This is a genomic window from Bacteroides sp. D1 (assembly GCF_000157095.2).
In the GTDB taxonomy this organism is placed as follows: Bacteria; Bacteroidota; Bacteroidia; order Bacteroidales; family Bacteroidaceae; genus Bacteroides; species Bacteroides xylanisolvens.
Map to the genome: position 1 here is coordinate 62,052 of NZ_JH114342.1, position 12,585 is coordinate 74,636.

Annotated in this window: 14 protein-coding genes; 10 read left to right on the plus strand and 4 right to left on the minus strand. The window is 45.5% G+C overall.

What is annotated here, in order from left to right:
• Positions 1-139: 139 nt before the first annotated feature.
• Positions 140-628 (minus strand): DNA-binding protein, encoded by a 489-nt coding sequence (locus tag BSAG_RS11635; protein WP_004303576.1) that lies wholly within the window; start codon positions 626-628, stop codon positions 140-142.
• Positions 629-847: 219 nt separating this feature from the next.
• Here BSAG_RS11635 and BSAG_RS11630 point away from each other — a divergent pair, with 219 nt between their 5' ends.
• Positions 848-1,066 (plus strand): DUF4248 domain-containing protein, encoded by a 219-nt coding sequence (locus BSAG_RS11630; protein WP_004295574.1) that lies wholly within the window; start codon positions 848-850, stop codon positions 1,064-1,066.
• A gap of 181 nt (positions 1,067-1,247) precedes the next feature.
• Here BSAG_RS11630 and BSAG_RS11625 read toward each other — a convergent pair whose 3' ends face one another.
• Positions 1,248-3,089 carry a DUF3987 domain-containing protein gene (locus tag BSAG_RS11625; protein ID WP_004312751.1) on the minus strand — a complete coding sequence of 614 codons (1,842 nt, stop codon included), beginning with the start codon at positions 3,087-3,089 and terminating at the stop codon, positions 1,248-1,250.
• A gap of 38 nt (positions 3,090-3,127) precedes the next feature.
• Complete coding sequence (locus tag BSAG_RS11620; protein WP_008997536.1) at positions 3,128-3,751, minus strand: BT4734/BF3469 family protein; 624 nt, start codon at positions 3,749-3,751, stop codon at positions 3,128-3,130.
• 170 nt (positions 3,752-3,921) lie between these two features.
• On the opposite strand from BSAG_RS11620, the gene BSAG_RS25280 reads away from it, so the two are divergent.
• The 9 genes from BSAG_RS25280 (at position 3,922) to galE (ending at position 11,333) form a co-directional block, all read left to right on the plus strand.
• Positions 3,922-4,062, plus strand: a complete 141-nt coding sequence (locus tag BSAG_RS25280) for a hypothetical protein (protein ID WP_004295577.1) — start codon at positions 3,922-3,924, stop codon at positions 4,060-4,062.
• 371 nt (positions 4,063-4,433) lie between these two features.
• On the plus strand, positions 4,434-4,859 hold the full coding sequence (locus BSAG_RS11610) for a SoxR reducing system RseC family protein (protein WP_008770630.1): 426 nt from the start codon (positions 4,434-4,436) through the stop codon (positions 4,857-4,859).
• Between the two features lie 7 nt (positions 4,860-4,866).
• Positions 4,867-5,820, plus strand: coding sequence for a Fe-S cluster domain-containing protein (locus BSAG_RS11605; protein WP_004312754.1), 954 nt, complete (start codon positions 4,867-4,869; stop codon positions 5,818-5,820).
• A gap of 24 nt (positions 5,821-5,844) precedes the next feature.
• A complete protein-coding gene (gene rsxC / locus BSAG_RS11600; protein ID WP_004309220.1) occupies positions 5,845-7,182 on the plus strand; it encodes an electron transport complex subunit RsxC in 1,338 nt (445 codons plus the stop codon).
• Between the two features lie 5 nt (positions 7,183-7,187).
• Positions 7,188-8,195: an RnfABCDGE type electron transport complex subunit D gene (locus BSAG_RS11595; protein ID WP_004309219.1), complete on the plus strand. Its 1,008-nt coding sequence runs from the start codon at positions 7,188-7,190 to the stop codon at positions 8,193-8,195.
• Complete coding sequence (locus BSAG_RS11590; RefSeq protein ID WP_004312755.1) at positions 8,192-8,881, plus strand: RnfABCDGE type electron transport complex subunit G; 690 nt, start codon at positions 8,192-8,194, stop codon at positions 8,879-8,881. The genes BSAG_RS11595 and BSAG_RS11590 overlap by 4 nt, the downstream gene beginning before the upstream one ends.
• Before the next feature lie 14 nt (positions 8,882-8,895).
• Positions 8,896-9,480 carry an electron transport complex subunit RsxE gene (gene rsxE / locus BSAG_RS11585; RefSeq protein WP_004295586.1) on the plus strand — a complete coding sequence of 195 codons (585 nt, stop codon included), beginning with the start codon at positions 8,896-8,898 and terminating at the stop codon, positions 9,478-9,480.
• 22 nt (positions 9,481-9,502) lie between these two features.
• Positions 9,503-10,075 (plus strand): electron transport complex subunit RsxA, encoded by a 573-nt coding sequence (rsxA, locus tag BSAG_RS11580; RefSeq protein ID WP_004303570.1) that lies wholly within the window; start codon positions 9,503-9,505, stop codon positions 10,073-10,075.
• 223 nt (positions 10,076-10,298) lie between these two features.
• Positions 10,299-11,333, plus strand: coding sequence for a UDP-glucose 4-epimerase GalE (gene galE, locus BSAG_RS11575; protein ID WP_004312756.1), 1,035 nt, complete (start codon positions 10,299-10,301; stop codon positions 11,331-11,333).
• Between the two features lie 256 nt (positions 11,334-11,589).
• Here the strand turns inward: galE and ispE are convergent, their stop codons facing one another.
• Entirely contained in the window at positions 11,590-12,414 is an 825-nt protein-coding gene (ispE, locus tag BSAG_RS11570) for a 4-(cytidine 5'-diphospho)-2-C-methyl-D-erythritol kinase (protein WP_004312757.1), read from the minus strand.
• Positions 12,415-12,585 lie beyond the last annotated feature (171 nt).

Consider the following 12,585-nt stretch of genomic DNA (forward strand, 5'->3'; position numbering starts at 1 on the left):
TTTTACCACAGATTTACTGTAGGTTTGCCATAGGTTTACCACAGATCTACACAGACTCACACAGATAAATAATCGACTACTTTAGCAACTACCAATTCAATATAATCTGTGGAAATCTGTGTAGTCTGTGGTGAATCTTTTAGGCAGCCGGGTCAGGCGCTTCGCCACCTCCATCCGGTTTCGGATCAGGGTTGTCACCCGAATCAGAACCTCCTCCGGCAGTTGTCGGTTTCTGATATTCCGCCTGCTGCTTCAACTGGCTATCGAGTTTCAGATTATTGGTCGACAGATTACCGGTGGCACGGGCTTTCAGACGCATGCCGCTAATATTCTTCTCCAACGAGAACTCTTCCAGCGTATCGGCTGCCTTACTGCGAATACCCACACCAAAAATGGCAAGATCATCAATTTTCACACACTTGCCGTCTAGCAACAATTCTTTGATGCAATCTACCATATCCGAAAGCACACCTTTGATGACACCACCGGAATACGGTGAATTGTGCTTCGACATATGTTCGGCAAGCTTTGCCAAATCAAACGTCTCGTCGCTTACTGCACGGGCGAACCACTTACCCGCATTCAAGCCTTTCTTCTGCTGGTTCTGATAAATTTTGTAACGAATCATAAAACAATAAATTAAAGGGTTAAACATATTGTCCGGGGATTCTTTTCCCTTTCGACGATACAAAAATACTACTCCGGATCTCCCGGAAATCAGCTGTGCACGGTTGTGTCTGGTAGCGGTCGGTTATTTGTCATTATAGTCGGTTATTCAATGGAAAAACGTTGGTTATATAGTCGTTTTTTGTTATTTTTGTAACAGTAAATCAGAAATATATCCATCATGAGTGAATTTAAAATACGTGCTTACGGGCGCATGGAACTGGCGCAACTCTATTCTCCGCAACTAACTGACATCGCTGCCTATCGAAAGATGAAGAAATGGATCTCTTTGTGTCCCGGACTTCTACAACGCCTGTACGACTTAGGCTACGAATCAAAGCGACGCTCATTCACACCGTTGGAGGTGAGAGTCATTGTGGATGCTTTAGGAGAGCCTTAAATAAAGCGTCGCTTTATGGTGTATAAAGCACCGCTTTACGATGTCTAAAGCTTAGCTTTACACCTCCTAAAGCGATGCTTTATGCAGGACAAACGATTGTTTCAGTCAAAACGGATGTGGTAATTGAAATGACTACTGCATCCGTAAGTAAAACGGGTACAGTGGGTACACTTTTTCCGGTTCACTCATACACACACGCACGCGCGTACAACCCTTTGCCGTCTATACTGACTAATATTCCGCGCTTGGTGAGCCGTTTCAACCAAGTGAGGGCTGTGTTTTCCTTAATTCCCATGGCAACTGCTTCTTCCAGTAACTGTGTACGAGTAAATTCATCACCCAGTTTCTGGAAGAGATAATCACGATCGGCATTAGGACGGTGGCTGATTTCTGTATTGGGGAGGAACGATAGAATATGCGTGGCATGACAGTAGAGAGGTTCCGCAAGACTAAGCACAGCATGAAAGTCTTCCTGTGAAATGGATACATCCCAACGAGTGATGATGTCATCTTTGCGGTTGTCCGCAGGAATCTCCTTGTCCGGTGTGAAAGGAGAGGTGGGAGAGGTCTTGAAGTCGTAGGGCTGCGGGCTTTCGAGGGCACGCAATACGGCTACTTCCGACATGATTCTGCATAGATTGACGGCCAGACGTGCCACAAAACTATACATTTCCCTTCCATTAGCTACACTGGAGCGTTCAAACAAGTCGGAAAAGACGGTGTCGATTTCTTCTTTTTGTTCATCCGTGAGTTGCAGGGTATGAATGCCGTGCGCTTTTATCACGCTCAACTTTTCTTTCCATTCCAGTCCCATAGCGGTGAATATCTCCTCCCAATCTATCTCGTTGTCCATAAATTGGCTGATCCATTTACTGATTCCGCACATGTAATAATATAATTGGCGGGAGTATGATCCGTCTTCTGCCGTCGGAATGAAAGTTTGCACCTGCGACGGCGTACCCGAAATCAGGACGGAAAGATAGCTTTTCTTCACTTCCCGGTATTCCTGGTCGGTGCGGCGGTTGTAGGACAAGCGGTCGTGGTCGAACGCTTTGCGCAGGGTATCGCTCCAATGACCATGGTCCGATCCGATGGCGGTGGAAAGGGTGTCCGCTTCCGCTTCGCAGATAAGTCCGGTTCCGTCGGAGTCCATGATGTTTTGTAGGATACCCGTACCGGTGTTGTTGCCCGAAATGAGGAACATCCTGTTAGGGGGCATTTGTGGAGCCTCCTTTTTGGTTCGTTCTTTCCCCATAGCATCGTACTCGGCTTTCTCTTTTTTGTATGCTTTCATCTGTATGGCCACTTCTTTGCGGATCTCGTCGTGGATAGGTTCCACGAGTAAGCGGATGTAGGAAAGGATACCTTTGCCGGAAGCCGAAGGAGCCACTACGAAACATTGGAGGCTGGGGTGATGGTATTTGCCGCCATATAGGCATCGCACGTGGCGCGACATACAAGCACCCAGGGCAGTGAGCGCTCCCAATAACATGATGTCGTGTTGTATTGGGCTGCTCCCGGCTTTTATGATACGTTGCAAGAATTCCGGCCAGTTGTTTTTCGGAAAAGTGGGCAATTGATGTTGCGGTTCACTGCCCGGCAATAGTTCTTCTTCCCCTTCTCTTTCTTCGGAGATATTGTCATTCCCTACCTTATTATACGCGCCCGTGTGTGGGGGAAATTTGCGTGCTGTACCTGCTGTACCTTTTGTACCTGTGGGATGTTTGGGCATTTCTTCTATGCAGATGCTTACTCCCGTCGCTTCGGCCAGGTGGAAAGCGGTGCCCAAGTGCACTTCTCCACGTTGGGTGTGGAGTGCATTGGAGAATACCCGTTCGGCATGTTCGCGCTGATACTTGGGAGACACCCGGCACAGGCGATGGAAAAAGTCACGTCCTGCTTCACCGCAATCCGTTGCGATGGCGAATGACAATTGTACGTATTCAAGATAGGTGGGAGCAATGTCCGCTCCTGCCGCTTCGACTGCTTCGGTGAGACGGCATAAAGATTCAATATCGGTCATGTTTTGATTTTTATAAAATAATGTTTAATTATTCTCGTTTACTTGGTTCTGAACAATGCTTCCGGGTCGTAACTAAGGAAACAGGATCTCACGAGGTCTTTGCCGGAGAAATCTACTTTGGATTTCGTTTCGGAAGAAACCGCTGTTACCGTATTGTATGCCGTCTCTACGTACCGCATCGCCCAACTCATGTTGTCTGTGATATTTTGGGCATCATTTATCGTGGGGGAATAATGGCAAGGAACAAATGCCTTTACACCCAGTCCGCTGGGGCTGATAAAGGTGAGTACAGGTTGTAGGAGAGGGTCGTCATAGAGCATACGTCGCATTTCTACTGCTTCCTGATAAGAGTGGAGACCGTCCACATCTACTATCACCAGATGAGACGGGGAGACGAAATCCTTACAGCTACGGCGGGTGAATGTGCCGCAAGGGGTCACATACGGAAGCAATGATGCTTTGGCGGCTCGTATATCTGTGGCATTCCGTACTTGTGCGGTCAGGGTTTTGAGATTCTCATTGCAAGTAATCATTTGGAAAACTTGTTCGATGGAGACTTCGCAGAAGGGGATAAGCGTGGGAGGAGTCATCAGTCGGCCTTGTTTGTCTTTGATGGGAGCGATAGGTGGCATAAAATAGGACATTCTGTAGCTGTTTGACATCATTTTCTTTTTGTTATAAGTTAAAATGTTTATTTTTGCAAAAAATATGAGTGTGTTTCAAAAACACGGCATGAAGGTAGTAATAACAAAATAGACTCTACCCTGATATGTGAGGATAAAAGTTAAAATATTTAATTATTAAAGTGTGTATTTAACAACAAAAAACAAAGATGAAAAAGAAAACGGTTTGTTGCAGTGATTTGGGAGCTTATATTAATGAGTTGCTTAAACGTGCGAAATTGAAAAATGAGTATGTATGCGAGACCCTGGGTATGGGACATGATGTTTTGAATGGCATAAAAAAGGGCTAAATCTCCCATTGAACGATTATATAAAAGTAATGAATCTCTGTTTGAATGCCTACAACGAAGAGGAGATTGAACTGATTTTGAATACGTTGGTGAGAATGTATCTGCGCTACTACAAGAAGAGGATAGTGGAGTAATCCGTGAAATAATTGATAGAAAATCCCGGCTGAATAAATAAAACGGCCGGGATTTTTTTGTCTAGGATGTCTATTTGTCATTCTTGGGAAATATTAAATGGTAGCCATACCTTTTCCGTGTGCGATAACGAAAACGCAAAAAATAACAATTTATTATGTAGAAAAAGTTGGGGGAATGCTTCGTAGTTCACAAATAATGATTAAATTTGCCGCGATTTGTAATGCGGAGTTTGCAAAATGACGAATAATACTATAAAGCATCTAGGTATTGTGGAAAACATACAAGGTTCTCATCTGTCGGTGAGGATTGTCCAGACATCGGCTTGCGCGGCTTGTAGCGCAAAGGGGCATTGTTCCTCGGCGGATAGTAAGGACAAAATCATAGATATTATAGATACCGCGGCTTCTTCCTATCAGGTGGGAGAGAAGGTGATGGTGGTCGGCGAAACGTCGATGGGCATGATGGCAGTGGTATTGGCTTTCGTACTTCCTTTCGTACTTCTTATATTTTCATTGTTTCTTTTGATGGCGTGGATAGAGAATGAGTTGTATGCAGCACTTCTTTCTCTGGCTGTCCTTATACCTTATTATTTCGTTTTGTGGCTCAATAAAACGCAACTCAAACAACAATTTTCATTTACTATAAAACCAATAAATAACTAAAAACATTATGAATTTGATTCTGATTGCAGTGATTTCATTGGGAGCTATAGCGCTCGTGCTGGCCGCTATTCTTTATGTGGCTTCCAAGAAATTTGCCGTGTATGAAGACCCGCGGATTGCCCAGGTGGGAGAAGTGCTTCCCCAGGCTAATTGTGGTGGATGTGGCTATCCCGGTTGTAGCGGATTTGCCGACGCTTGCGTCAAAGCCGGTTCGCTGGATGGTAAATTCTGCCCCGTAGGTGGACAACCTGTCATGGCACAAATTGCTGATATCCTCGGACTTGTAGCCGGTGAAGCTGAACCGATGGTAGCAGTGGTAAGATGTAACGGAACGTGTGCCAATCGTCCGCGTACCAACCAATATGATGGTGCGAAGAGTTGTGCTATTGCCGCTTCGCTGTATGGTGGGGAAACGGGATGTAGTTACGGATGTCTGGGGTGTGGTGACTGTGTGGCTGCTTGTCAGTTCGATGCCATCCACATGAATCCTGAAACGGGGCTCCCGGAAGTGGATGAAGCGAAATGTACCGCTTGTGGCGCTTGTGTGAAGGCTTGCCCGAAGGCGATCATCGAAATCCGTCCGCAAGGAAAGAAGTCACGCCGCGTGTATGTCTCTTGTGTGAATAAAGACAAGGGAGCTGTGGCGCGTAAGGCTTGTACAGTGAGCTGTATCGGCTGTGGCAAGTGTGTGAAGACTTGTCCGTTCGAGGCTATTACGCTGGAAAACAACTTGGCTTACATCGATCCGCACAAGTGTAAATCTTGCCGGAAATGTGTGGAAGTTTGTCCGCAGAATAGCATTATCGAATTGAATTTCCCGCCGCGGAAACCGAAAGAAGAAGCTCCGGCCGCTCCGAAACCGGCTGCTGTTTCTAAAGAAGCGGTGGAGACTCCTGCACCGGCTGCAAAAGTGGAAACTCCTGCTGCAAAGGCTACAGAAGCTCCGAAAGTAACAGAATAATAACAGAAAAAAATACAGAACTGTATGTTAAAGACATTTTCAATTGGTGGAGTTCATCCACACGAAAATAAATTGTCGGCACATCAACCTATTATCACAGCGGAAGTTCCTGCAAAGGCTGTTATTTTGCTGGGGCAGCACATCGGTGCGCCTGCAAAACCGGTTGTAGCGAAAGGGGATGTGGTAAAGGTCGGCACCCGGATTGCCGAACCTGCCGGCTTTGTTTCGGCAGCAATTCACTCTTCGGTCAGTGGTAAAGTGGCGAAGATTGATACCATAGTCGATGCCAGCGGTTATGCGAAACCTGCCATCTTTATTGATGTGGAAGGCGACGAATGGGAAGAAACAATCGACCGTAGCACCACACTGGTGAAAGAGTGTGAACTTTCCGCAGAAGAGATCGTGAAGAAGATTGCCGATGCCGGAATCGTAGGTCTGGGCGGTGCTTGTTTCCCTACGCAGGTGAAACTTTGTCCTCCTCCTTCTTTCAAGGCTGAATGTGTGATTATCAATGCCGTAGAGTGTGAACCTTACCTGACTGCCGACCATCAGCTGATGCTGGAACACGCGGAAGAAATCATGGTGGGTGTTTCTATCTTGATGAAAGCGGTGAAAGTGAACAAGGCATTTATCGGAATCGAAAATAATAAGCCTGATGCTATCGAACTGATGACCAAAGTGGCTTCCAGCTATGCAGGCATCGAAGTAGTGCCCTTGAAGGTGAAATATCCGCAAGGAGGTGAAAAGCAGCTGATTGACGCGATTACCAAACGTCAGGTGGCGAGCGGTGCATTGCCTATCTCTACGGGAGCAGTCGTGCAGAACGTGGGAACAGCATTTGCCGTTTATGAAGCTGTACAGAAAAATAAGCCGTTGTTCGAACGTGTGATTACCGTGACAGGAAAGTCGGTTGCGAAACCTTCCAACTTCCTGGCTCGTATCGGTACACCGATGAAACAGTTGATTGACGCTTGCGGTGGTCTGCCCGAAGATACGGGTAAGGTGATCGGTGGCGGTCCGATGATGGGTAAGGCGCTCGTAAATATCGAGGTTCCTACTGCGAAGGGCAGTTCCGGTATCCTGATTATGAATCAGAAGGAAGCCAAACGCGGCGAAGCTCAAACCTGTATCCGTTGCGCGAAGTGCGTGAGTGCCTGTCCGATGGGACTGGAACCGTACTTGCTCGGAGCTTTGTCCGAAAACGGAGATTTTGAAACAATGGAAAAAGAAAGAATCATGGATTGTATCGAGTGCGGCTCTTGCCAGTTCACTTGTCCTGCCAACCGTCCGTTGCTCGACTACTGTCGTCTGGGCAAAGGCAAAGTAGGCGCTATGATTCGTGCACGTCAAGCTAAAAAATAACGAATATGGAAAATAAATTAATCGTATCACTATCACCCCACGTTCATGGCGGAGACAGCGTACAGAAAAATATGTATGGCGTGCTGATCGCACTGATTCCGGCTTTTCTGGTGTCTCTCTATTTCTTCGGACTGGGTGCCCTGATTGTCACGGCTACTTCCGTTGCAGCTTGTTTGTTCTTCGAATGGGCGATCGGGAAATATTTAATGAAGAAACCTACCACTACCATCTGCGACGGCTCTGCCATCATCACAGGTGTGTTGCTGGCATTCAACTTACCGTCTAATCTCCCTATCTGGATTATCATTCTGGGTGCACTGTTTGCTATCGGTGTAGGCAAAATGTCTTTCGGCGGATTAGGTTGCAATCCTTTTAATCCGGCACTGGCAGGACGTGTGTTCCTGTTACTTTCTTTCCCGGTACAGATGACCAGCTGGCCGGTAGTCGGACAGTTGACCGCTTATACGGATGCTACCACCGGTGCCACTCCGCTGGCATTGATGAAACAAGCGATTCATGCTGCAGATAAAAGTGCGGCTATGGATGCTTTAAACCAGATTCCGGATGCATTGAGTTTGCTGATCGGACAGAATGGCGGATGCTTGGGTGAAGTGAGTGCATTGGCTCTATTGATCGGACTGGTTTATATGCTCTGGAAGAAGATCATCACTTGGCATATTCCTGTGTCTATCCTGGCTACCGTGTTTATCTTTGCAGGTATCATGCACCTGGCAGATCCGGAAAAATATGTTTCTCCGGTATTGCAGTTGCTCTCCGGTGGTCTGATGCTGGGTGCTGTTTTTATGGCAACCGACTATGTGACTTCTCCGATGAGTAAGAAAGGAATGTTGATTTATGGTGTATGTATCGGTCTGCTGACGGTTGTCATTCGTCTGTTCGGTGCTTATCCCGAAGGTATGTCGTTCGCCATCCTGATTATGAATGCGTTCACTCCGCTGATTAACACCTATTGTAAACCAAAACGCTTTGGGGAGGTAGCGAAGAAGAAATGAAAAAGTTAGAATCATCTTTAAAGAATATGTTGCTGGTACTTACGGGCGTGACTGCTGTTTCCGTAGCGTTGCTGGCTTATGTAAATGAACTGACAAAAGGCCCCATTGCCGAAGCGAATGCGAAGACACTGAACGAGGCTTTGAAAAAGGTTCTTCCCGAATTTACCAATAATCCGGTAGCGGAAAGCGATACGATTTTCAGCGAGAAAGACGGAAAGAAGAATGTTGACTTTATCGTTTATCCGGCCAAAAATGGCGAAGAACTTGTAGGAACGGCCGTCGAAGCTAAATCAATGGGATTTGGCGGCGAACTGAAAGTACTGGTAGGCTTTAACGCCGAAGGTAAAATCTATAATTACTCGTTACTCGCTCACGCGGAAACTCCGGGACTGGGCTCTAAAGCCGACAAATGGTTCGGAGCATACGACCCGGCCAAGGGAGAACAGGCTGTGTCTCATGAAGAGAGTAAAAAGTCTATTTTAGGAATGAATCCGGGTGAAGCTCCGCTGACCGTTAGCAAAGATGGGGGAGCGGTGGATGCCATTACAGCTTCTACCATTACTTCACGTGCGTTTCTGAATGCTGTAAATGCTGCTTATCAGGCTTATAAGGCAACTCCTAATACTGATGCTGCTACAGGAGCTACGATAAAAGTTGAACTTACTGATTCGGTCAGTGCTAAATAAGAAAGGAGACAGATATGAATAACTTTAAAGTAATGATGAACGGGATTATCAAAGAGAATCCTACGTTTGTACTCCTGCTTGGTATGTGTCCTACATTGGGTACGACTTCGTCGGCCATCAATGGTATGGGTATGGGACTGGCTACCATGTTCGTATTGATCTGCTCGAATGTGGTGATCTCTTTAATCAAGAACCTGATTCCGGATATGGTGCGTATCCCGTCGTTTATCGTGGTGATCGCGTCTTTCGTAACCTTGCTTCAAATGGTGATGCAGGCATACGTGCCGGGACTGTACGCTACGCTCGGTCTTTTCATCCCGTTGATTGTAGTGAACTGTATTGTGTTGGGACGTGCTGAAGCATTCGCCGCCAAGAATAACGCAGTTGCTTCTATGTTTGACGGTATCGGTATGGGACTTGGTTTCACCATTGCCCTGACATTGCTGGGTGCTGTCCGCGAATTTCTGGGAACCGGTAAGATTTTCGATCTGACCATCATGCCGGAAGAATATGGAATGTTGGTATTTGTATTGGCTCCGGGTGCTTTCATCGCTTTGGGATACCTCATTGCGCTGATTAACAGTTTCAAGAAAGCCTAATTCAATTAAATAAGAAAAGAATATGGAATATATATTGATATTTATTTCGGCAATCTTTGTAAACAACATCGTGTTGTCGCAGTTCTTGGGTATCTGTCCGTTCCTGGGCGTATCTAAGAAAGTAGAGACTGCGATGGGTATGAGCGCTGCGGTTGCTTTCGTGTTGACCATCGCTACCATCGTTACTTTCCTGATTCAGAAGTTTGTGTTGGATGTCTTCGGGCTGGGATATTTGCAGACGATTACGTTCATTCTGGTCATTGCCGGATTGGTGCAGATGGTGGAAATCATTCTGAAAAAAGTATCGCCTGCTCTGTATCAGGCTTTGGGCGTATTCTTGCCTTTGATTACAACCAACTGTTGTATTCTTGGTGTGGCTATCCTGGTGATTCAGAAAGACTACGACCTGCTGACAGGTGTTGTGTACGCGTTTTCTACGGCCATCGGTTTCGGTCTGGCACTGGTGCTTTTTGCCGGATTGCGCGAGCAGATGAGCCTCGTGAAAGTACCTAAAGGAATGCAAGGCACTCCGATTGCCTTGATTACCGCCGGTTTGCTTGCTATGGCATTCATGGGATTCTCCGGCGTGGTGTAAGGATTTACAGTTGATAATTAAATAGGGGATTGGAAGCTCTGTTGTATGGCGACATACAGCTTTGAGTTTCCAATTCTTTTTTATACCTGATTGCCACCAAATCGTACCTAAATTACTTTTCAGCAAATAAAATTGTGGCAAATTATTGCTATTCCATTTTATTTCCATACATTTGTAACTCAAACAATGATAAGCCGAGAAACTAACCATTTTAATAAAGTATATGAAAGAAAGAATTTTAGTAACAGGCGGGACAGGATACATAGGGTCTCATACTGTTGTAGAACTACAAAACAGTGGATATGAAGTAATCATCATCGATAATTTATCAAATTCAAGTGCTGACGTTGTTGACAATATAGAGAAAGTTTCCGGTATTCGCCCAGTTTTTGAAAAGCTGGATTGCCTGGACTTTGCTGGTCTTGATGCAGTATTTACAAAATATAAAGGAATTAAGGCAATCATTCACTTTGCAGCGAGCAAAGCAGTAGGAGAATCGGTACAGAAACCGTTGCTTTACTACCGTAATAACCTGGTTTCTTTGATTAACCTTCTCGAACTGATGCCAAAACATGGAGTAGAAGGTATTGTGTTCTCTTCTTCCTGTACGGTATATGGTCAGCCGGATGAATTGCCGGTGACAGAAAAGGCTCCGATTAAGAAAGCGGAATCGCCATACGGAAATACGAAACAGATCAATGAAGAGATTATTCGTGATACGGTAGCTTCAGGTGCTCCGATCAATGCGATTATGCTGCGCTATTTCAATCCGATTGGTGCGCATCCTACGGCATTGTTGGGTGAACTGCCTAATGGGGTTCCTCAAAACCTGATTCCATATCTGACCCAAACCGCCATCGGCATCCGTGAGAAACTAAGTGTGTTTGGTGATGATTATGATACACCGGACGGTTCTTGTATCCGTGACTTTATCAATGTTGTTGACTTGGCTAAAGCCCACGTGATCGCTATCCGTCGTATCTTGGAAAAGACACAAAAAGAAAAAGTGGAAGTGTTCAATATCGGTACAGGACGTGGCGTTTCTGTATTGGAATTGATAAATGGCTTTGAAAAAGCCACCGGCGTAAAATTGAATTATCAGATTGTCGGACGTCGTGCAGGCGACATTGAAAAAGTTTGGGCGAATCCGGATTTCGCAAACCAGGAACTGGGTTGGAAGGCCGTAGAAACTTTGGAAGATACTTTACGTTCTGCATGGAACTGGCAGCTGAAACTCCGTGAAAGAGGGATTCAATAAAAGAGATTTGTTTTAAAATAAACATAAAAGATTAAACAAATCGTGCATGCGATTTGTTTATTTGATGCTAATCGACCTGAAGCTGTTTATGAGTATGCGAATATACGTAAATGGTACTTATGCCTCCCCGGCATAGACAGGAAAGATTGCATAGTAGTTTTGTCGTGTTTTATTTTGTGTTTGTGTTGTGACGGTACTACGACGTGAGTCGTGGTACCGTTTTTTGTTCGCCCATACTGGGCGAACAAAACTATGTTTATAGCTTTCCTTTGAAACAGAAAACGTCGCTTTCTCCCATTGTTTTCGGTAAAGAAGTTCCGGGGGCGAACAGTCCGAACACTGAAGAGCCGGAGCCGCTCATGGAGGCGTAGATCGCTCCTTGATGATAGAGTTCTCTTTTAATTTCCCCAATAACGGGATGTTGCGGGAATACACTTGCTTCAAAATCATTGATTAGGATATCCTTCCATTCTGCAACTGGACGCAGGATTGCCTCTTTGACCGGATATTCCGGACGGTGCGGGTGGATATTTGAAAAGGCTTCCCGGGTAGAAACGAAAACGTTCGGTTTTATAATCATGATTTGGTAGCCGTTTAATGAAAGCTCGATTGGTGAGAACAGGTTTCCGATCCCTTCGGCATAGGTCGGCTTGTTTTTGATAAAGAAAGCACAGTCCGCTCCCAAAGTGGCGGCATATACCTCCAGCTGCTCTTCGGATAATTCCAGCTGAAAATGATCGTTGAGCAACTTTAGCATAAAAGCGGCATCGGATGAACCGCCCCCCAGTCCGGCTCCCGAGGGAATATGCTTATATAAATGAATTTCGACAGGGGGAAGATGAAACTCCTTATCCAGCAATGAATAGGCCTTTGCCACCAGGTTGTCTTCCGGATTGCCGGCTATCTCCATGCCATACTGGTGGAGGATAATCTTCTTTTCTGTTTCAGAAGAAGTACGGATTTCGAGAGCGTCTTCGAGGGCTACCGGATAGAAAACGGTTTCCAGATTGTGATATCCGTCCGGGCGTTTTTCCGTGATGGAAAGTCCCAGGTTTATTTTGATATTAGGAAAAGCGAGCATAAGGTTATTTACTATTTTACAATTTACGATTTACTATTTGCAGTGCCGCACATGACAATTAATCATGTGTTGAATGTAATTCGGGAGCAAAGTTAGTAAAATCTTCATTTTTCCTTATCCATTCTTCATGATTATATTCTATCTTTGTCGTCCCGACTGGAAAAACTCTGT

Coding starts and splice junctions, on each gene's coding strand:
- BSAG_RS11635 (WP_004303576.1), bottom strand. CDS start 628: ATGATTCGTTACAAAATTTATCAGAACCAGCAGAAGAAAGGCTTGAAT.
- BSAG_RS11630 (WP_004295574.1), top strand. CDS start 848: ATGAGTGAATTTAAAATACGTGCTTACGGGCGCATGGAACTGGCGCAA.
- BSAG_RS11625 (WP_004312751.1), bottom strand. CDS start 3,089: ATGACCGATATTGAATCTTTATGCCGTCTCACCGAAGCAGTCGAAGCG.
- BSAG_RS11620 (WP_008997536.1), bottom strand. CDS start 3,751: ATGTCAAACAGCTACAGAATGTCCTATTTTATGCCACCTATCGCTCCC.
- BSAG_RS25280 (WP_004295577.1), top strand. CDS start 3,922: ATGAAAAAGAAAACGGTTTGTTGCAGTGATTTGGGAGCTTATATTAAT.
- BSAG_RS11610 (WP_008770630.1), top strand. CDS start 4,434: ATGACGAATAATACTATAAAGCATCTAGGTATTGTGGAAAACATACAA.
- BSAG_RS11605 (WP_004312754.1), top strand. CDS start 4,867: ATGAATTTGATTCTGATTGCAGTGATTTCATTGGGAGCTATAGCGCTC.
- rsxC (WP_004309220.1), top strand. CDS start 5,845: ATGTTAAAGACATTTTCAATTGGTGGAGTTCATCCACACGAAAATAAA.
- BSAG_RS11595 (WP_004309219.1), top strand. CDS start 7,188: ATGGAAAATAAATTAATCGTATCACTATCACCCCACGTTCATGGCGGA.
- BSAG_RS11590 (WP_004312755.1), top strand. CDS start 8,192: ATGAAAAAGTTAGAATCATCTTTAAAGAATATGTTGCTGGTACTTACG.
- rsxE (WP_004295586.1), top strand. CDS start 8,896: ATGAATAACTTTAAAGTAATGATGAACGGGATTATCAAAGAGAATCCT.
- rsxA (WP_004303570.1), top strand. CDS start 9,503: ATGGAATATATATTGATATTTATTTCGGCAATCTTTGTAAACAACATC.
- galE (WP_004312756.1), top strand. CDS start 10,299: ATGAAAGAAAGAATTTTAGTAACAGGCGGGACAGGATACATAGGGTCT.
- ispE (WP_004312757.1), bottom strand. CDS start 12,414: ATGCTCGCTTTTCCTAATATCAAAATAAACCTGGGACTTTCCATCACG.